An 18,217-nucleotide genomic window follows, 5' to 3' on the forward strand; every position below is an offset into this window, starting at 1 on the left:
GCGTCATGGGTGTTTCATCCGCAGGATCACTTCGCATCTGCCAAGCGTACAAAATCTGCCACGCATATGAGTTCGCTTCCGAGAATGGATCCGACGCGAATCACCAGATCGACAGGCGTGCCCGTGTACTCCGCTCTGTCCAAGGCGCTGGCATCTTCAAGCTTCGGCGGCCGGCCCGGCATTCGCAGAGTGCGAGCAGCCCGCAATTGGGAAGGCAAGCTTGTTCGGTTCAGAAGTTTTAAAGTGAACCCTCTGCGTTCCCGAAAAAGCTTGGCGCGCACGTGAAACAATTCACGACGCCACTCGTATCGAGGCAGCGTCGGAAGCTCCATCTGCCAAGGATCATCTTCGGAAAGATGGCCATTCCAGTGGCGGTGGCGTGCACTGACCAGCGCATTCAGTTGTTTTTTTGTCTTGGGGGCGAAAGCTCCATCCGATAAATCCAGAAATCCCGCTTGCATGCGCTGCGCGAGGGCAATGACAGCCTGCGTGTTGTGAACTGGCAATTCCTGCCATGCGTGCCGCAGGCGCTGCCGGTCTGCGAGCATGTTCTTTTCCCGTGTGCCGAGAGAGTTTTCTTCCGGTACGAAGTCCAGCAGTTGCTGGGGTCGCGGTGCAAGTTCAAGCACCAACACGATCAGAGGCTCCCCCGATTTTTTGTTGCGCAGGCAGTAGCGATAGGTCAGGGTGGTGTACAGCAGAAAGCGGTCTACCTCAACCAGCCTCTCAAGGTCTGAGATCACCGCTTGAGCTCGCTGTCGCAGCTGCATTTCATCAAAAAGGTCAGGCAATCCAGGAATCTCCAACTCCATTACTTTCATTGCCATGAATTGAGTCATTGATACTTGCTCCCTTCGAGGTCAGCAACACGTAGCCACGCCCACGCGGCCAGGAACGCGCAGTGCAGCCCGATGATTGAGTTCGCACTGCCATTTCTATTGCGTAGGGCCCCATCGGAACTTATGACCAGCCAGATGGGAGGGCGGCCATGGCGATGGGTATGGCGCACCTGAGCGAACGAAGCGCCCAGCTGAAATCGCACGGTCTCTTGTGCACGTGCAAGAGCGTCGCTGATCTCACTCTGCCGCTGGTCGGTCGATGACCAGTGCAGGGACATGAGACTGCGGTTGATGCCCGAGTCTGCGAGTAACCCCATGAAACTTTCCCACTCCGATCCAGGGCGCACGGCCAGATGTTGGTCGTCAACGGCACGCTCCCAGTAGCTGGTCGCTCGTTGCAACCGCAAGAATTCAATCTTTCCCATCACATCCGTCAGTTGAAGCCAGCGCCGCTGCGAGAGCCGGGCGAAGTCCGGGCGCATTCCCAGCAAGCGTCCTGATGATTCAAGCAGCGCTTGCATGCCATGGCTGAGGGCATCCAGCATTGAGGGCGTCCTCTTGCCGTGGCGTTCTGCAAAATCTCCGACGGCTTCAACAATCCGGACAACCTGCTGATGGGGCACCGCATGGCGCAGGCCAACTTGTTGCGTCGAGAGACCAGCTGCGATTTCGCGAAGTACTCCCACGACCTGGGCATATGTAAGCGCATGCGACTGCGGCGGCGGCAGCGGATTGGCCGGCACTGTCATTGCGATTGAATCGCTGATGTCAGAAAGAGGAATGCGCAGGGCTACGTCGGTCAGTGATGTTCGAAGAATTTCCGCAGTAAAGCCGCCGCGCCTGGTGGCGCGGCTTGCGCGTTGGCGCAGCGTCTCGGGCGCCACCCCCGTCCAGGCCGACGTTCCGACATAGTCCAGTGGCAGACGTTCGAGTGCTACGTCGATGGAATGCCTGAGACCAGGCTCGTAGATATGGCAGTAGTGCACGGCAGTTACATGCCCACCGATGTGGCCGACTTCGTTGGCCAATCGATCTAGTGGATTGACTTCATCGTCGTTCTCCTGCAGCAGTATTGCGGCCAGGCGTTGGCTGGCATAGCTGTGGCGAAAGGCATGCAGGCTGATGCTCTCGTCCCCGGTGACTGTTTTAAGCAGCTGATTCAGCCAGAAATACATCCTGCCAGAGTGCGCCAACTCCGTTGGCCGATCTGGTTGCCCAAACAGATAGTCTTCATGGGTGGCAAGTTCTGCCGCACGTCGCGCGAGCCAAGTCCTTACGATCGCCATCGCAGTGATGTCGCGGACCGTCACTCGGCGCCGGCCCTCACGTGACTTCTCTCGGCCGTCACGCAGCTCGCGTGCGATTTCCACCACCAGATGATCCCCTTCGTCAAGAACATTGCCAATGCGCAGCACCAAGAGTTCACCAATGCGCACGGGCGCATTGCCGACAATTTCCAGGGCGGCACCCAGCTGGGCCACAAAGCGGTCTGCTTGTGCATCGCCAGCTAGCCATTCCCGCAGCCGCTCCTTTTCGTGCGGCCAGACCAAGTTGGCACGGACGTTGGCTTCGACCTCGACTTGGAGTAGGCCGGTCGGAAGTGGCGGCACTTGCCACCAGGCACGCAGGAATTGGTGAAGTGCCTTCAGCGCTGCGATGCGGGCGGGACCCATGGTTGCGCTGCCGTTCACTAACTTGCGGAAAATTTCAGCGTAAGTTGTTTCGTTGATGCCATACAACCGAACTTCATTGAGAGCCACATGAAAATCATCGGCCAAAGCGTTCAGGTAGTCCGACGGTGTGGTGGACGCCAGATTTTTCTTGCGCTTGGTACCACGCTCGACGAGGTCCAGGGCAAACGCATGAAGGACGGCACATGCTTCGTCTGCATCGTCTAGGCTGGCGGCCAGTGAATGCAGCCGACGCAGGATCTCTTCACGCTTGCTGACATTTGATCCTTTGGTCGGCGGACGCAGTGCCGCAAGAAGTTGACGGATGAAAGTGGCGCCGCTGCGAACCGAGGCAGGACGCCCAAGAAGGGCGGCTTCAAAGGCGCGTTCGTACACCGGGTAAGAGGTCGTGCCCTGTGGCTCCGGATCGACTTCTTCGGGCAACAGCGCCCGCCTTGTTTGCGCCCGAGCCAGCGCGCTGCGCGGCGTGGCGCTTAAGGGATCTGCACCGCTCACATGGCCGTACAGAACTGGCGGCAGGTGATTCTGCAACCAACCCATGGCAGTTGTGAGGAGCTGTTCCCAGATTGTTTCTAGGGGTGAGACAACACCGCTTTTGAGGGCGCGGGCGCTCAACACGCCCATGAGATGTTCGCGGGCCAACCCATACGGTTGCCACTCCTGTACCCGAGCCAGTGCCAGAGTGGTCCAGACGCTCAGGTGGCGGGCGTCATGACGGGAGCCAATTTTCCAGTCCAACCGCACTGCAGTCTCGAATCTGCGGGCTTGCTGGCAGGCAGCGTATGCGGCTTGCAGTTCGGTGTCGCTGGCGATGCCATCAAATGCAATCAGGCATGCCAGTGTCAGGCCTGCCGGTTCTAGCTCTCGCACGCTCGAGGAGATCACCCAGGACTGAAAGTCCCCGAACTGATGGCTGATGTTGCCGAGATTTTGAGGTTGCAGGAAGTGCATGCGCCGGCTGAGGTCCGGGATGAAAAGCGCACGCTTGAATGAAGATCGGCGCGGTTTTGCTTGATTCATCATTACTCCCTTCGCAACCCAGCCAGGGCTTGGATGCCGACTTCCCGCATGACGACCAGTTGGGTTGCCTCGATGCGACCGAGCGCTTGATGAGGGACGCAGACCTGGGAGTTGGTGTTCCTTTCCAGGCCCACAACTCGATGGCGCATGAAGCTATCAATGTCCCGTGAGCTCAGCCCGCGCTCACGCAGCACGTTTTGCCAGAAGTGTCGGCCGACATTGGGTGGCACCCTGATGGACTCCGGCATCTCCCGCCAGGTGAAATGTGCGCCTGCTGCATGGACCGCCCCGCTGGGGCTGAGTGTCAGAAAAAGCGGACCCGTGCCCTCTACGGCAATACGCAGTCTTTGTGCGAGCAGGAGCCCGTGACGGTCATTAAGCCGTTGCAGACGTTGCACCAGAGCCCTGGCGTGTGCAGCATAGAGGCAAATCTGCTCCCTGACCTGCGCGTTGAGCAGGGCAGGCTGAGCCATGAGTACATCCCCACCCTGCTTGTCGTGCACCACGATTTGATCCTGCCCATATAACAACTCCTCTGCCAGCAGGCGATAACACTGAACTTCGCGTAGTCCAGCGCAAAAGCTGATCAGCGCAGCTGAGTAACGGGTGAAATGAATATGGTGTTCAAGTAGGCGGAGCGCATGTGCGTTTCGTCCTGGCAGAGAAGCTGTGACAGCCTCAGCCAGTGCGGAAAACAAATGCTTGACTCCATCGAGATGCAGGGAGGCGCGCGAGCCGAGAGGTGGCAGTTGTTCAGCCTCCATGGTTGGCATACCCCAGCCCATGCCTCCATAGAGCCTCGTGCAGCCTGTGTGAATCTCCCGGCCCGTCAGACGGGCGTAGTACATACGTGCCGAACCGATCAGGGAAAAGTCTGTGGTTAAGCAGGCGGACACAAGCCGGTCGTTGCCTAGGGCCAGTGAGATGGCGCCGGTGGACTTGCTAGCACGGGCCAGGGAGGCGTGGAGCTTGCAGGACTCGTGTGGAATCAGCGAGTTTCGTGGATCTACCCGCACCCAGTCCACCAAGTCCCCGAGTAGCACCGCTTGCGGATAGATTTGGCTGCGCCGCTGTATCTCCTCTGCCAGAAAGACGGGTAGAGGCAGAACCACGATATCGCCGCTGACTTTAAAAAGGTGTGCAGTCGCCATTGGCGGCTGGGCCCGGTGTGGAAACAGGGTACGCAGATTGAGTAGCAGGCACCCCGTCCGGACGCAGATGCCGAGGATGTTGAATGGTCGGTACCCCGTCACCAATGGCAGGCTTAGCACTAGCAACGGCGGCAAGTTCACAAGCAGCTCCAGTGACTGTATGACTGCGGCACCATCTTTTGCTTCGACCCGTGTGCGCAGCATCGTCGCAGCACGTCGGTAATGCGCGAGAGGGAGGTGACTGTCGTCAATAGCCGCTTGGCGGTGTTTGGGGTTCGGGTAATCAAGACGCCAGCGCAACCTGGCGAGCAAATCCAGTATATGGTGAGGATGAGCATGCGGCGGACGGCGCGGGCCGAACTCGTCCAGTTCCACGCGGCGGCGCACTTGCGCATCAGTTTTATGAAAACGCACCAACCAGCCGCGCCCAAAACCCAGTTCGGCTAAATCCTCCGGCGTGCGAACTTCGCCGGGCTGAGGGCGACCATACCTGACGGTGTCCCGACGTAGCGCAACGCAGTAGTCCTGTTTGAGCTCGGTCTGCTCCAGCAGGCACCGGGCAACTTCGGCGCCAAGCGCAACCCGAAGTGGCAGGTGCTCGTCCCTGAGAGTGAGCAACAAGGCAAGTGCCGGGAATTCAGCGAGCCGCCCGGTCAGCGGTGCGGATGGCACCATGCCCTGAATTTGATGCGTATGGGTTGACACGCTGTCGTGGATGCATTGCGCGGCTCCTGCCCATTCCAAAAAAAATGGACGTGAGTTGGCAATGGTCTCTGCATAGTCCACCAAGCACTTGGCCAAGGTAGCGGTTGCCGTCGCGCATGAAGGCTGATCGGGGGGCAGGGGCACCATGCCAAACAACTGATCGAGCATTGGTTGGCAGGTTTCGGGGATGGCGGAGCGTAGTCGCGCCACCGGTTCTAGGTCGGAAAAAATGAAAGTCGTCATGGGGCCTTCTCCTCAAAAAATTGCGGACGAAAACGACCCACCCCACGCCCGGGCAGTCAGGAATTGGTCAATGCAAAGCGCAGCGGGACCAGAACCGCGTCAGAGGGGAATTGCGCCGAGGGCGTGCAGCGCGTCGCCGCGAGGGGCGTTTAGAAACCTGGATCACAGGTTTACCCGCGATGGCGGTGAGGCCAGCGAGTCTTGAAAATGGCACGGGTGACGTGCCAAATTAATAAACCGCAGTGACGCGGTTGCCCTGGCGAGGGCTTTCTTGAACCGGCGTTGGAGCGCCGGTGAAATTAAACGGCTGAATCGTCCGTCAGCTCGGTGCGCTTCCTAGCCTAGGAAATAAGCAGCAAGAATGTCTCCTTGGCTACCTACGACTTGCATATTGACAAGTCACACGTGAAATATCTTACGACACTTTTCTGCTGATGTGCAATTGGTAACGCGTATCGCAGCACAGCGCGAAATTTGCTCGGGCGACTTCAGAGCGCGAAGATCGTTGACGCAGCCGAATTTTTGAATTCCGGACCGCTATTGCCCAGGGCGCACGCCAACTCCATTCAAACCCAATGGTCAGAAACTGTTCGCAGGGGGTGGGGGCTTTTTGGGGGCGCTGCTGTGACAGGCATGGGCTCGATCGGGTTCAAGTGATAGACGCTGTCACGGGATAAGTCATTGATTCGTATGATTTTTAACTGTTTAAAGCCCAATTAGCACATCCAAGACCAATGCAGGTATGCAATGGTTTATTTCGACTCATAACCCAGGTCGGAGGTTCAAATCCTTCTCGCGCAACCAATAAGCAAGCGGTTTCCGCTGACAGTAAACGCCCACTAACCAGTGGGCGTTTTTGTTTTGGCCCAACGCTGGCCCAAGTTTGGCCCAGAAAATTCCGCAGAGTCTTTCCGCGGCCATTGGGTGTTGGCCCAGTTATGGCTGGGTATCCCTTTCGGGGGATTGGCAGGGATTGGAAGGCTGCGCTGACCCGATTTACCATTCAATTCGCAGATCGCATCTCCATCAATTGAAGTCCGACCCGTTTACACAAAAATTCGGACACACCCTGTGGTGGCTCAGAACATGTTCACTGCACCACCGTGACGCATCCGGTATCGGTGGCAGCGATCAGGTAGCCCCGTGGATCGTAGCCCTTCACCTGGTAGCAGTAGGTCTGGTTGACATAGACCGAGCTGTCGATCAGGGTGGTGGTATTCACGGTGGCCAGCGCGTAGCCGTCGCGGAGCACATCGAAGCTGGCCACCCCGGGGTGGTCGCTCCAGTCCACCTGGATCGATTGCGGACCCACTCGGGTCAGGGCCAGATTCAGCGGGTCCACCGGAGGCGGTCCGCCCGAAACATAGACTTCGCCACCACCGCCGCAGCCGGCCAGTCCGGCCGCGATCAACAGGGCTACCGCGCCGCGCGCCAGCCAACGGCGGGTCAAAGGAGTGTAGGAGTGCTGCATCTGGTGCTCCTCAGGGCGCGGTGATCGGGCTGGCGGTGACGGTGGGCTGCGAGGTGCTCAGATAGAGCAGCGGCGCTGCGTTGGTGGCGCCGGGCTGATCGATGCGCAGTTCCAGGAAGCGGTCAGCCGGGTTGGCAACAGCCAATTGGGCCATGGCGGTGGCTGCCGGCATCGCATCGCTACGCAGGATGCCGGCGCTGCCCCGCAGGTCGGTGCCCGCTGGCTGCTGGTTGAGTTGAACCCAGGTCATGCGCAGCAGTCCGGCGGCGACCGGGGCCTTGACCTCCAGGCGGATGGATTCACGCTGGGTGAAGCCCTGGCCGCCATCGCTGACGACGATCTCGCTCTGGCTCACCGGCAGATCGATGGCTGTGCTGCCGACCACCAGGCGAAAGGCCTGCACCGAGCCCGCATAGCGGCCTCTGTAGGCATCTGGATCGGTGTCGGGCACGCTGTCATCGTAGCGTGCCTGGAACGACCAAGTGCCCGAGGTGAGGTCGGCGCGGGTGAATGGCAGGTTGGCTGGCAAGGCGGCCAGCTGCTCCGCCGTCGGTGGCTTGAAGCGGCCGTTGCCAGACAGGACGAACGGCGCGGCGTTGCAGACCAGGGGCAGGGACAGCAGGGATGCCAGGGCCAGCGCCGCAGGCGAGAGCACAGCTGCCAACGGAGAGCGGCGCACTGGGCGCTGTGGAGGGCAAGAATGAAGAGGCATCGTGCTTTCCAAAAACGCCCAAGCGGGCGGGTACGAACTCAACGGCCACCTCTCGTGGCGTGCTGACACCGGATGCAATTCGTCGCAAATTAGCCGGTGCGCTGTGTACCCATTGGGCCGTTCCGAGCTTGGTGCACACCACTGGCATGAGGCTGCTATGACGCCTCGAAGTGTCTGGATCGGTCATGTCGCCGGCACTTCGTGCAGGGCCTTCAATGCTCGCGTTTGGGCATGGGTGTTGTCGCCGACCCCAACCACATGATCTCGGCCTGTCAATGAGACTGGGAATTTAATACAATCAAGAATCAATATCATTACAACTCGTATTTTTATATGTTTGCAATCCCATTGGGAGGTGGGCACCGGCGTACGTGCTCGGCGGTGCTGTGGGCGCTGCCTCTTGCGGCTGCATTGACGGCATGCGGCGGCGGGGCGTCTTCCTCGCAGGGCGGGGGCAACACGGCAAGCGGCTCGCTGTCGGCGGTGGCTACGGTCGGGCAGAAGATTTTCCAGGACTCTTCGCTGTCCGCCTCGGGCCGACAGTCGTGCGCCAGTTGCCACGACACAGCCTCCGGCCATGCCCAGCCCAACGGCCTGGCCGCCCAGTTTGGCGGTCCAGGGTTGGACAAGCAGGGCGGCCGACAATCCCCGACGATCCGCTACCTGGCTTCCAACAAGGCGTTGTTCTTCGCCGCCGATGGCACGCCCACGGGTGGCTTTTTCTGGGACGGCCGGGCGAGTTCGTTGCAGGATCAGGCGGGCAAGCCCTTTCTGAACCCAGTCGAGATGGCCAACGCCAGCAAGGCCGAAGTGGTGGGGCGGCTGGCGGCGGCTTCGTACGCGGGCGAGTTCCGGCAGGTGTTTGGCGATGCCATCCTGGGTGACGTGGATGGCGCTTTCCAGCGCATGACCCTGGCGCTGCAGCAGTACCAGCTCGAGGACCCGGACTTCCACCCCTATTCAAGCAAGTACGACGCGTTCCTTCTGGGCAAGACCGCCCTCGGCACACAGGAGCTGCGCGGGCTGGCTCTCTTCAATAACCCCGCCAAGGGCAACTGCATTGCCTGCCACCCCTCGGGGCGTGGCGCGGACGGCAGCCTGCCGCTGTTCACCGATTTCACCTACGACAGCCTGGGTGTGCCGCGCAACCCGGAACTCGCGCAGAACAACGACGCTGGTTTCTACGATCTGGGTTTGTGTGCGCGCGAGGGCGGCGACCTGGCCGCGCGCGCCGACCTGTGCGGCCTGTTCAAGGTGCCGACGCTGCGCAATGTGGCGCTGCGCCACGCGTATTTCCACAACGGCCGCTTCAAAACGCTCAAGGAAGTGCTGGCCTTCTATGTGCAGCGCGATACGCATCCTGAAAAGTGGTACCCGCTCAACGCGGACGGCAGCGTGCAGAAATTCAACGATCTGCCGGAGCGCTATCGCGGCAACGTGAACGTGACCGAGGTGCCCTACAACCGCAAACCCGGCGCCGCGCCCGCGCTGAGCGATGACGAGATCGACGATGTCATCGCCTTCCTCAAGACGCTCTCCGATGGCTACCAGCCCTGACGGTGGGCCTTTTCCTTCTTTCTCTCACTTCACCCGACTTCCCATGAAACCGACTTTCAAACGCAGCGGCAGCGCGCTCGCCGTCCACGCACTGGGCCTGACACTGGCCCTGGCAGCCACACCGGTCCTCGCGCAGCAATCACAGACACCCTCCCAGGCTGCTTCGCAGGCAGAACTGGCGCAAAAACTCGAACAGCTCGCGGCCGAGCTGGCCGAGGTCAAGGCGCAGCTCGCGCAGCTGAAGGCGCAGCCGCCGCAAGCCACCGCCGTGGCGCCGGGGGGCTGGAATGGGCCTGCCGGCAGCGCACCGGCCGCTGCGGCAGCGGCTGGCGCCACTCCCGTGGCGGCGCTGGCGCCCCAGGGGCCGGCCACCGTGCTCACGGGCTATGGCGAGATCAATTACAACCGGCCCACGAAGTCCACCGACAAGACGCAGCTCGACCTGCGCCGCTTCGTGCTCGGGCTGCAGCACCGCATCAATGACCGCACCAAGATCGTGGGCGAGCTCGAGGTGGAGCATGCCGTCACGTCAGCCAGCGACCCGGGCGAGGTGGCGATGGAGCAGGCCTACATCGAGCACCAGCTCACACCCACGCTGGCCGCGCGCGGCGGCCTGTTCCTCATGCCGGTGGGGTTGCTGAACGAGACACACGAACCCACGGCCTTCTACGGCGTGGAGCGCAATTTCGTCGAGACGGCCATCATTCCCACCACCTGGCGTGAAGCGGGTGCGCAGGTCATCGCCAATTTCGACAATGGCCTGACGCTGCAAGGCGGCATCAGCACCAGCTTCGACCTGACCAAGTGGGATGCCGCCTCGGGCGAAGGCGCCGAGTCGCCCCTGGGCTCCACCCATCAGGAAGCCGCCAAGGCCAAGGCCCGCAACCTTGCGTGGTTCGGCGCGGCCAACTGGCGCGGCGTGCCGGGCCTGCTCGTGGGCGCATCGCTGTTCAGCGGCAATGCCACCCATGGCCAGGCGGGCTTCGCCAATGCGCGCGTCACGTTGGCCGATGTGCACGCGCGCTGGACACCCGGGCGCTGGGACCTGTCGGCACTCTATGCGCGCGGCAGCATTTCCAACACCGACAGCCTGAACCTGGCGCTGGTCGGCAACCCGACGCTGATTCCCAAGTCCTTCGACGGCTGGTATGTGCAAGGCGCCTACAAACTCTGGCAGCAGGGTGACTACACGTTCAGCCCCTTCGCGCGCCTGGAGCGCTTCAACACCGCGCGTGCCTTTGCCGATCTCGGGCCGGGCCTGACGCCCGACGTGGCACGGACCGAGCAGGTTGCCACCGTGGGTGCCAACTTCTGGGTCACGCGCTCGGTCGTGCTCAAGGCGGACTACCAGCGCTTTCGCGTTAACACCCAGGCCAACCGCGTGAACCTGGGTCTGGGCTGGAGCTTCTGATGCCCGCAATGCGCATGGCCCTGTACCCCTCGGCCGCGCTGATCGCGCTCGCACCCGCGGGCGCGCTGGCCGTGGACTACATGACCGCCGAGCAGGCGCAAAAGCTCATGTTCCCGCAAGCCGACGCCTTCGAGCCGCGCGATCTGCCGGTCGATGCGGCGCTGGCGCAGCAGCTTGCGGCAGCCGGCGTCAAGCCTGCTGCGCCGCGGCTGCAGGTGCGCCTGGCGCGCCAGGGCGGCGCCGTGCTGGGCTTCGTGGTGGTGGACGAGGTAATCGGCAAGTTCGAGCGCATCACCTACGCCGTGGGCGTGGAGGCCGATGGGCGCGTGCGCCAGGTCGAGGTGCTGTCGTACCGCGAAAGCCATGGGCACGAGATCCGGCTACCGGCTTGGCGCAGGCAGTTTGTCGGCAAGACGGCCGCGTCGCCGCTGCAAGTGGGCGAGGACATTGCCAACATCAGCGGCGCCACGCTGAGCTGCACCCATGTGACCGAGGGCGTGCGGCGCAATGTGGTCTGGCTCGATCTGCTGCGCCGCAGCGGCAGGCTGTCATGAGCGTCTGGTTGCGCCGCGCCCGGCCCTTGCTGGGTACGCTGGTGGAGATCGGCGTGCCGCAGGAAGCCGCCGCCGAGGATGCGTTGCAGGCAGCTTTTGCAGCCGTGCGGCGCGTGCAGGCCTGCATGTCGCGCTTCGAGCTGGATAGCGACGTCGCGCGCTTCGCGGCGCTGCCTTCGGGGGCAAGCATGGAGGTTGAATCCGAGACTGCAGTGGTGCTGCAGTCCGCCTGGGCACTGCAGCAGGCCAGCGGCGGCCTGTTCGACATCACTCTGGGTCGCGCGCCTGACGGCTGGCGCTGCGAAGGGCGCAGCCTGCATAAGCAGGCTGCCGCAGCGGCATTCGACCTGGGGGGCATCGCCAAAGGCTACGCCGTGGACAGTGCCGTGCAGACGCTGCAGCGCCTGGGTTGCACGACGGGCTGGGTCAATGCCGGGGGCGACCTGCGGGCCTTCGGAGCCGTGCTGCTCCCGGTTCTGTTGCGTGACGAAGACAGCGGTGGCGTGCACCCGTTCATGCAACTGGGCGATGCGGCATTCTCGACGAGCCGCTTCGGCGTCCACTGTCGCAGCCAGGTTTGGGCCGCAGGCGGTCGCGGGGTGGATGCCCATGTGAGCGTGGCCGCGCCGAGCTGTCTGTGGGCCGACGCATTGACCAAGGTCGTAGCGGCCAGCGGCGATGCACAGCACCCGCTGCTACAGGAGCATCGTGCCCGTGCATGGCTGCATTGACCTGGCCTCACGCTGAAAGTGAAAGACCGGTACCCCTATGAATCACCTCAAAAGCTGGCAGTACCGCGCCCTGTACGTCACCGTGGCCGCGCTGACGCTCAGTGGCTTGCTCTGGCTGGCCTGGCACTACCTCTGGGGCGCGGGGGCCGGCAACCTGCCGCATCCGCTGGAGCCGTGGTGGATGCGCCTGCATGGCGCGGCCGCGTTTGCTGGCCTGTTCATGGCCGGCGTGCTGGCCGCCGCCCATGTGCCGCAGGGCTGGCGCATGACAACGCGCAGCCCGCGATTGCGCCAGCACAGGGCGGGCCAGCGCCGCACCGGCATCGTGCTCTGCGCCCTGGGCACAGCCGCCGTGCTCAGTGGCTACCTGCTGTACTACTTTGTGCCTGAGAACTTGCATGAATTGATGGGCTGGGCCCATGCGGTGCTAGGCCTCGTGCTGGCTTTGTTGCTGCCGCTGCATGGCTGGCGCCATGATCAGTCGGCTTGTGGGCGTTAAAGGTATCTTCCGCCGCTACGGCGCCTGCGGTGAGAACACCATGCAAACCTGGCTTTCGCATGTGGTGGACGCCACAGGTCGGTGGGTGGCGAAGGAGTTGTGCCTTCGGCCCGACTGCCACCAGAGGGGTGGTGGTTTGGGCCGCTTCAGGCTGAACTGCGTCATTTGCAGGTAGCGGCCCCAGCGGCCGCTCTGGCCATGACCAGACATCCGACGAACAGCGGCTTGCATACCTCCTAGAACGCTTCGATTTCATGCGTGCAATTTTTGCCTTATCAAATTCCTCCAAGGCGGGTACCAGCAGCCTTTGCCGGCCCAGGAAGACGTTGGCCAGTGCCAGGGCAGTAAACGCTCGCGTCGCGTTCTTTTGCAGCCCCACATAGCGCACCTTGCCAAAGCCCCACGGCCGCTTGACCACGCCAAAGACATGCTCGACACGGGCTCGAATCTTGGACTTGCTGCGGTTCTTGCCGCGCGCTACCTCGTCCACGAGGCCAAGGCATCCACCTTGAAGGAGTCGCAAGCCGTGGTTCGTTGCAGGCCAGTGATGTTACCCAATGGTCGCATGCTCAGTGTGCTGGCTTACGGCGGCCGTGCGTATAATGACCTTTGGGTCGGGTTTATTTGGTGTGCAGGCATTGGATGTCATGCGACAAAAAGCACCATTTAAGAGTGGAAGTGACAGAATAAAGTCTGGTTTGGGTGGTTGGAGTCGATTGAAACCATGTCTGGTTTTTCGCCTCATAACCCAAAGTTCTCGCGCAACCAATAAGCAAGCGGTTTCCGCTGACAGTAAACGCCCACTAACCAGTGGGCGTTTTTGTTTGTGCTTACGTTGTCTCATGACGAAATATTCAATCGGAAGGCGCGTGCATTGAACGCATGCGTACATGGATCGCATGGCTGGTATCAGCGCTTGGTGATGTGCACTGCGGAAAACGCTGGGCCGGCGCGTCGCCGCACCGATTGGGCGCTGTTTGGAGCAGGGTATCTTGCGCAAACACGGGCTTCCGCGGTTGGGGCGCGGCTCCCTGGTTTCCAAGAGCTTTCCGAGCAGGAGTTGACACAGTGAATCGTTTCCATGCGGATGTATCTGCGTGACCGCCTCAGCCGTTCAGGGTTGATTGCACTCCTGGAGGAATGGGCGCAGGAAGACTTCGTGCGGGTGCAGCAACCGCGGGATCTGGCGGAGCAGCTGAGCAGCTGGCTGAGTGCCGTGGATGCCATCAAGGTCAGCAGGGCGCTGAATGCCATGGAGGTTGTTTCGCCAGGGATGGTGCAGCGGAGACGGTCGGTGGATGCGCCAGCAATGGACGCCGTCATTCAAGCTGTGAAAGCTGAAGTCTTTGGGCTCATCACCAAGCCGCATTCTCCTGTGAGGCCCCTTCGCGGCCGGGTGGACCAAGTGCCTGTCGGCCATGCCGAAGCGCAGCCCTTGACAGAGCCCGCAGCGCAGATCCAGCGGTATGTCGGCCTGCAAAAACAGATGGGAACAAAATTCGCGATCCTGCGTGGGCAGATGCGAGAGTGTTTGCGCGAGGGCTCGCTCGCGCTGCAGCAACTGGCAGCGCTGGATGCCGTGATGGAGCAGATGCTGGATGCCCGCGAGCAGCGGCTATGGGCATCGCTGCCAGGCCATCTGGAGCGGCGCCTGGCAAATCTACGGCACAGGCACCAGCAGGGGTTGCAAAGCAGCGGACAGGCAGGTGAGCCCGTGGACAGCCACCCGGAGGATGGTTGGCTGCGGGCTTTTGAGCAGGACTTGCAGGACTTGCTGCTCGCAGAGATGCAGGTACGCCTTCAGCCTATCACGGGGCTGCTGGAGGCAGCCTGCAACGAGGTAACAGGACAACAGGAATGAACAAGAGTGTGATGGCAGCCATCTTCGCAGTGGGCCTTGCGGTCGTGGGTTGGGTGGGCTGGGGTTTTGTGGGCTACAGCCCGCTGGCATTGGCCATGACGGTCGTGATTGGCGGGGTTTACGTGCTGGGCGCCTATGAGCTGATGCAGTTCCGCGCCGCGACAGCGTCTCTGCGGGTGGCGCTGGCAGGCAGTACCGCAGAGCCGCTGTCCGACCTGAGCGGGTGGCTGGGTCGCCTCGCCCCCTCACTGCGCAACCCCGTGCGCCAGCGCATCGAGGGCGAGCGGGTGGCGCTGCCCGGACCGGCCCTCACGCCCTACCTGGTCGGTCTGCTGGTCATGCTGGGCATGCTCGGCACTTTTCTGGGCATGGTGGTCACCTTCAATGGCGCCGTGGCAGCGTTGGAAACCTCGTCCAACCTGGAGTCCATTCGCGCCGCGCTGGCGGCACCCATCAAGGGCCTCGGTCTGTCGTTCGGCACCTCGGTCGCCGGTGTGGCCGCTTCAGCCATGCTGGGCCTGTTGTCGGCCATGAGCCGCCGCGAGCGGCTGGAAGCGGTGCGCCTGCTGGATGCCCATGTCCCCACCCTGTTCAGGCCCTTCTCGTCCGCCCACCGGCGTGAAGAAATGCTCCTGGCCCTGCAGGCGCAGGCCCAGGCACTGCCGCTGATCGCCGAACACCTGCAGGGCGTCATGGAAGGCCTGGAGCGCCGTCACGGCCAATTGGGCGAGCAGCTGCTGGCACAGCAGCAGGGGTTTCACCGCGAAGCGGCCTCGGCCTACACCCAGCTGGCCAGCACCGTCGGGACATCCTTGCAGGAGAGCCTGGGCGCCAGCGCCCGTCAGGCGGGAGAGACGATTCGTCCCGTGGTCGAGCAGGCAATGGCCACGCTGGCCCAGGAGGCCCAGCGTTCGCACGAACGGTTGCGCGCAACCACCGATGCACAGCTGCAGGCGCTCTCGGCCCAATGGGAGGGTACGGCCCACCAGGTGGCCGACACATGGACTTCGGCACTGCACAGCCACACACAGACCCAGGGCACCCTGGTGGCGCAGCTCGACGGTGCCCTGCAGTCGGTCACGCAGGCGTTTGACCAGCGGTCCAGCGCACTGGTGGACTCTCTGCAGGCGTCAACCGCGCAAGCGCACGCAGCCCAGGCCGTGGCCGATCAGCAGCGTCTGGAAAGTTGGAATCGCTCCATGGAAGGCATGGCCAGCAGGCTCGGCGCCGAGTGGCAACGCACAGGCACGCAGATGCTGGAGCAGCAGCAGCGCGTCGGCGAGGCCCTGGAAGGGGCGGTCCAGCAGATCGACCACAGCCTGCAGACGGCCGCCCAGGCGTTTGACCAGCGTTCCGACAGCTTGCTGACAACGCTGCAGGACACGGTCGCGCAATCGCACGCCGCCCAGGTGACGGCCGACCAACTGCGCCAGGAAAACTGGAGCCGTTCCATGCAAGCCATGGCCAGCACGCTCAGCGCCGAATGGCAGCGTGCGGGCGCACAGACGGTGGCGCAGCAGCTGGGGGTGTGCCAGGCCCTGGAGACAACCGCCACGCAGATCACCGAACGCATGGCCGAGCAGGTGGCACGCACACTGGGTGGCGCGGCCACGTTGTTGGACCAGTCGGACGTGTTGCTGCGCACCCGCATGGAGGCCGAGGCCCAGTGGGTGCAGGCCCAGGGCCAGCGCATGGACGAACTGACCGGCGTGTGGCGCACCGAGCTGGTGGCCCTGCGCGATGCCGAGGCCCAGCGCGGCCAGGCGGCCGTGGAGCGGCTCGACACCCTGCAGGCTGCCGTGGCACAGCACCTGGCCACACTCGGGTCGGCCCTGGAGGCCCCGCTCACGCGCCTGCTGCAGACCGCTTCGGACGTGCCGCAGGCTGCGGCCGAGGTCATCACCCAGCTGCGCCAGGAAATGACGCGCCTGAGCGAGCGCGACAACCTCGCTCTGGAAGAACGCGCTGCCATGATGGAGCAGGTGGGCACACTTTTGCAGTCGGTGAACGAAGCGGCCGTGCAGCAGCGCGCCGCCATTGATGCGCTGGTGGGCTCGGCCGCCCGGGTGCTGGAGCAGGCGGGCCAGCAGTTCGCCCAGTCGCTCGGCGCGCAGGCCGGCAAGGTGGACGAAGTGGCAGCGCATGTGGCCGCCAGCGCCGTGGAGCTGGCCAGCCTGGGTGAGTCCTTCAGCCACGGTGTGGGCCTGTTCAGCGCCAGCAACGAGAAACTCATGGAAAGCCTGCAGGGCATCGAAGGCGCGATCGGCCAGTCGATGAGCCGCAGTGATGAACAGCTGGCCTATTACGTCGCCCAGGCCCGCGAGGTGATCGACCTGAGCATCAGCGCGCAGCAGGGCATCGTGGAAGACCTGCGCCGGCTGCATGGCAATGCCGGCAGGGTCCCGTCGCAAGGGGTGGCCGCGTGACGGACCTGGACGACAGCCTGGACGATGCCGCCGAACAGACGGCCCCGGCGTGGGCCGTGTTTGGCGATCTCATGGCGGGATTGCTGGGCGCTTTTGTGCTGATCCTGGTGGGCGTGCTCGTGGTGCAGATCGATCTGGTGGCCAGCCTCCAGCAGGAGGTGGCGAAGCGCCAGATGGAGGAGCAGCGCCGCATGGCACTGGAGAAGGCGCTCGCCATTCCCCTGGCCAGCGGCCGGGTGACCGTGAACAACGGCCGCATCGGCATCAGCGGCAGCGTGCTGTTTGCCACAGGCTCTGACGAGCTGCGCCCAGAAGGCCGCCAGCTCCTCACCAGCCTGGTGCCGCCCCTGCAGGTGTACCTGCGCGAACGCGACGAAATGCTCATGGTGAGTGGCTTCACCGACAACACCACGCTGCTGCGAGGTGCCCACCAGCGCTTTGCCGACAACCTGGAGCTGTCGGCCCAGCGCGCCCTGACGGTGGCGCGGGCACTCATCGACGAAGGCATGCCCTCCTCCCAGGTATTTGCAGCGGCCTTTGGCGCCGAGCAGCCGGTGGCGGACAACACCGACGAAAAGGGGCGCGCGCAAAATCGCCGCGTGGAAATGGCGCCGGTGCCCAAGGCCTCGAATGCAAAGCCTGTCCGATGAGTGAGCCGGGCGAGCCCACGCTGCAGTCCCTGCGGGCCCACGGCGCCGATCGCCATGACCCGGCACGCTTTCACTTCCTGGAGGTGATGGCCCGACGCATTCCAGACCAGCCTGCAGCCGTGCAGCAAGTACTGCAAGGCCGCCTGCGTGCGGCGGTGATCGACTATGCCGCGTGCGTCCGTTCGGCGCCAGGAGCGCGGCAGCGCATGGAGCAGCCCGCCATGCCCGCAGAGGGCTCTGGCCTGGTGCAACTGAACCGCGACCTGAACGCCCGCGTCCGGAACGATGGCGGCATCGCGCGCACGGGTGTCGGCGCAGGGGTTTCGGACATGCAGAGCGTGCGCCAGTTCAGCGAAGTATGGTCCAAGATTTCTGCGGAACGACGGGTAGCGCAGGCGCTGGAGCACGGACCCGACAACGCCGGTCCGCTCAACTCGCACAAGCTCATGCTGCGCGCACTTTGCTTGATGCAATCCTTGTCGCCGGACTACCTGCGGCGCTTTCTGTCGCACGTTGATTCCCTGTTGTGGCTGGAGCAGGCAAGTGCGAAACCCTCACGCTTGGCAGCCAAACCGGGGCGCAAGAGCCAGCCCAGGCAATGAGCTTTCCGGTGGACGGGGTTCACGTGTTGCGATGCCCATCGTTCTGGGCAACGCATCGCCTGCACAGCCGATCCGTGCAATAGCGCCAACCCGG

The 18,217-nt window shown here is 63.0% G+C and carries 14 protein-coding genes and 1 pseudogene; 9 read left to right on the plus strand and 6 right to left on the minus strand.

Annotation, left to right across the window (positions count from 1 at the left end; translation table 11 throughout):
• Positions 1-26 precede the first annotated feature (26 nt).
• From AC1RDS_RS10580 to AC1RDS_RS10600, 5 genes are all read right to left on the minus strand, one after another.
• Positions 27-839, minus strand: a complete 813-nt coding sequence (locus AC1RDS_RS10580) for a hypothetical protein (protein ID WP_492226976.1) — start codon at positions 837-839, stop codon at positions 27-29.
• A complete protein-coding gene (locus AC1RDS_RS10585; protein ID WP_492226977.1) occupies positions 836-3,550 on the minus strand; it encodes a site-specific integrase in 2,715 nt (904 codons plus the stop codon). The genes AC1RDS_RS10580 and AC1RDS_RS10585 overlap by 4 nt, the downstream gene beginning before the upstream one ends.
• Before the next feature lie 2 nt (positions 3,551-3,552).
• Positions 3,553-5,649: a hypothetical protein gene (locus AC1RDS_RS10590; RefSeq protein ID WP_492226978.1), complete on the minus strand. Its 2,097-nt coding sequence runs from the start codon at positions 5,647-5,649 to the stop codon at positions 3,553-3,555.
• 1,090 nt (positions 5,650-6,739) lie between these two features.
• Positions 6,740-7,120, minus strand: coding sequence for a hypothetical protein (locus AC1RDS_RS10595; protein ID WP_139285348.1), 381 nt, complete (start codon positions 7,118-7,120; stop codon positions 6,740-6,742).
• Between the two features lie 10 nt (positions 7,121-7,130).
• Positions 7,131-7,832, minus strand: coding sequence for a hypothetical protein (locus AC1RDS_RS10600; RefSeq protein ID WP_492226979.1), 702 nt, complete (start codon positions 7,830-7,832; stop codon positions 7,131-7,133).
• A 333-nt stretch (positions 7,833-8,165) separates the two neighbouring features.
• Between AC1RDS_RS10600 and AC1RDS_RS10605 the strand changes: the two genes are divergently transcribed.
• From AC1RDS_RS10605 to AC1RDS_RS10625, 5 genes are read left to right on the plus strand one after another with little or no spacing between them, the layout of a single operon-like run.
• Complete coding sequence (locus AC1RDS_RS10605) at positions 8,166-9,389, plus strand: cytochrome-c peroxidase (RefSeq protein ID WP_092698116.1); 1,224 nt, start codon at positions 8,166-8,168, stop codon at positions 9,387-9,389.
• Positions 9,390-9,432: 43 nt separating this feature from the next.
• Entirely contained in the window at positions 9,433-10,800 is a 1,368-nt protein-coding gene (locus tag AC1RDS_RS10610; protein ID WP_139285347.1) for a porin, read from the plus strand.
• Positions 10,800-11,354, plus strand: a complete 555-nt coding sequence (locus AC1RDS_RS10615; protein WP_244273665.1) for an FMN-binding protein — start codon at positions 10,800-10,802, stop codon at positions 11,352-11,354. The genes AC1RDS_RS10610 and AC1RDS_RS10615 overlap by 1 nt, the downstream gene beginning before the upstream one ends.
• Entirely contained in the window at positions 11,351-12,085 is a 735-nt protein-coding gene (locus tag AC1RDS_RS10620; protein ID WP_492226980.1) for an FAD:protein FMN transferase, read from the plus strand. Before AC1RDS_RS10615 ends, AC1RDS_RS10620 begins: the two co-directional genes overlap by 4 nt.
• A 37-nt stretch (positions 12,086-12,122) precedes the next feature.
• A complete protein-coding gene (locus AC1RDS_RS10625; protein WP_139285346.1) occupies positions 12,123-12,584 on the plus strand; it encodes a cytochrome b/b6 domain-containing protein in 462 nt (153 codons plus the stop codon).
• 298 nt (positions 12,585-12,882) lie between these two features.
• Here AC1RDS_RS10625 and AC1RDS_RS10630 read toward each other — a convergent pair.
• A pseudogene (locus AC1RDS_RS10630) lies at positions 12,883-13,080 on the minus strand (transposase); the annotation flags it as partial.
• A gap of 585 nt (positions 13,081-13,665) precedes the next feature.
• On the opposite strand from AC1RDS_RS10630, the gene AC1RDS_RS10635 reads away from it, so the two are divergent.
• The 4 genes from AC1RDS_RS10635 to AC1RDS_RS10650 are packed head-to-tail and all read left to right on the plus strand — an operon-like array spanning position 13,666 to position 18,123.
• Positions 13,666-14,445 carry a DUF3348 family protein gene (locus tag AC1RDS_RS10635; RefSeq protein ID WP_244273664.1) on the plus strand — a complete coding sequence of 260 codons (780 nt, stop codon included), beginning with the start codon at positions 13,666-13,668 and terminating at the stop codon, positions 14,443-14,445.
• On the plus strand, positions 14,442-16,871 hold the full coding sequence (locus AC1RDS_RS10640) for a DUF802 domain-containing protein (RefSeq protein WP_492226981.1): 2,430 nt from the start codon (positions 14,442-14,444) through the stop codon (positions 16,869-16,871). The genes AC1RDS_RS10635 and AC1RDS_RS10640 overlap by 4 nt, the downstream gene beginning before the upstream one ends.
• Positions 16,868-17,521 (plus strand): OmpA family protein, encoded by a 654-nt coding sequence (locus AC1RDS_RS10645; RefSeq protein WP_092698113.1) that lies wholly within the window; start codon positions 16,868-16,870, stop codon positions 17,519-17,521. Before AC1RDS_RS10640 ends, AC1RDS_RS10645 begins: the two co-directional genes overlap by 4 nt.
• The gene (locus AC1RDS_RS10650) at positions 17,518-18,123 is read left to right on the plus strand and encodes a DUF2894 domain-containing protein (protein WP_092698112.1); all 606 of its coding nucleotides are present in this window, start codon (positions 17,518-17,520) and stop codon (positions 18,121-18,123) included. The genes AC1RDS_RS10645 and AC1RDS_RS10650 overlap by 4 nt, the downstream gene beginning before the upstream one ends.
• The last annotated feature ends 94 nt before the right edge of the window (positions 18,124-18,217 follow it).

The organism is Acidovorax sp. GW823-FHT02H02 (genome assembly GCF_058797075.1).

What these genes read in the sequence shown, in the direction of transcription:
- AC1RDS_RS10580 (WP_492226976.1), bottom strand. Translation starts at nt 839, where the DNA reads ATGACTCAATTCATGGCAATGAAAGTAATGGAGTTGGAGATTCCTGGA.
- AC1RDS_RS10585 (WP_492226977.1), bottom strand. Translation starts at nt 3,550, where the DNA reads ATGAATCAAGCAAAACCGCGCCGATCTTCATTCAAGCGTGCGCTTTTC.
- AC1RDS_RS10590 (WP_492226978.1), bottom strand. Translation starts at nt 5,649, where the DNA reads ATGACGACTTTCATTTTTTCCGACCTAGAACCGGTGGCGCGACTACGC.
- AC1RDS_RS10595 (WP_139285348.1), bottom strand. Translation starts at nt 7,120, where the DNA reads ATGCAGCACTCCTACACTCCTTTGACCCGCCGTTGGCTGGCGCGCGGC.
- AC1RDS_RS10600 (WP_492226979.1), bottom strand. Translation starts at nt 7,832, where the DNA reads ATGCCTCTTCATTCTTGCCCTCCACAGCGCCCAGTGCGCCGCTCTCCG.
- AC1RDS_RS10605 (WP_092698116.1), top strand. Translation starts at nt 8,166, where the DNA reads ATGTTTGCAATCCCATTGGGAGGTGGGCACCGGCGTACGTGCTCGGCG.
- AC1RDS_RS10610 (WP_139285347.1), top strand. Translation starts at nt 9,433, where the DNA reads ATGAAACCGACTTTCAAACGCAGCGGCAGCGCGCTCGCCGTCCACGCA.
- AC1RDS_RS10615 (WP_244273665.1), top strand. Translation starts at nt 10,800, where the DNA reads ATGCCCGCAATGCGCATGGCCCTGTACCCCTCGGCCGCGCTGATCGCG.
- AC1RDS_RS10620 (WP_492226980.1), top strand. Translation starts at nt 11,351, where the DNA reads ATGAGCGTCTGGTTGCGCCGCGCCCGGCCCTTGCTGGGTACGCTGGTG.
- AC1RDS_RS10625 (WP_139285346.1), top strand. Translation starts at nt 12,123, where the DNA reads ATGAATCACCTCAAAAGCTGGCAGTACCGCGCCCTGTACGTCACCGTG.
- AC1RDS_RS10635 (WP_244273664.1), top strand. Translation starts at nt 13,666, where the DNA reads ATGCGGATGTATCTGCGTGACCGCCTCAGCCGTTCAGGGTTGATTGCA.
- AC1RDS_RS10640 (WP_492226981.1), top strand. Translation starts at nt 14,442, where the DNA reads ATGAACAAGAGTGTGATGGCAGCCATCTTCGCAGTGGGCCTTGCGGTC.
- AC1RDS_RS10650 (WP_092698112.1), top strand. Translation starts at nt 17,518, where the DNA reads ATGAGTGAGCCGGGCGAGCCCACGCTGCAGTCCCTGCGGGCCCACGGC.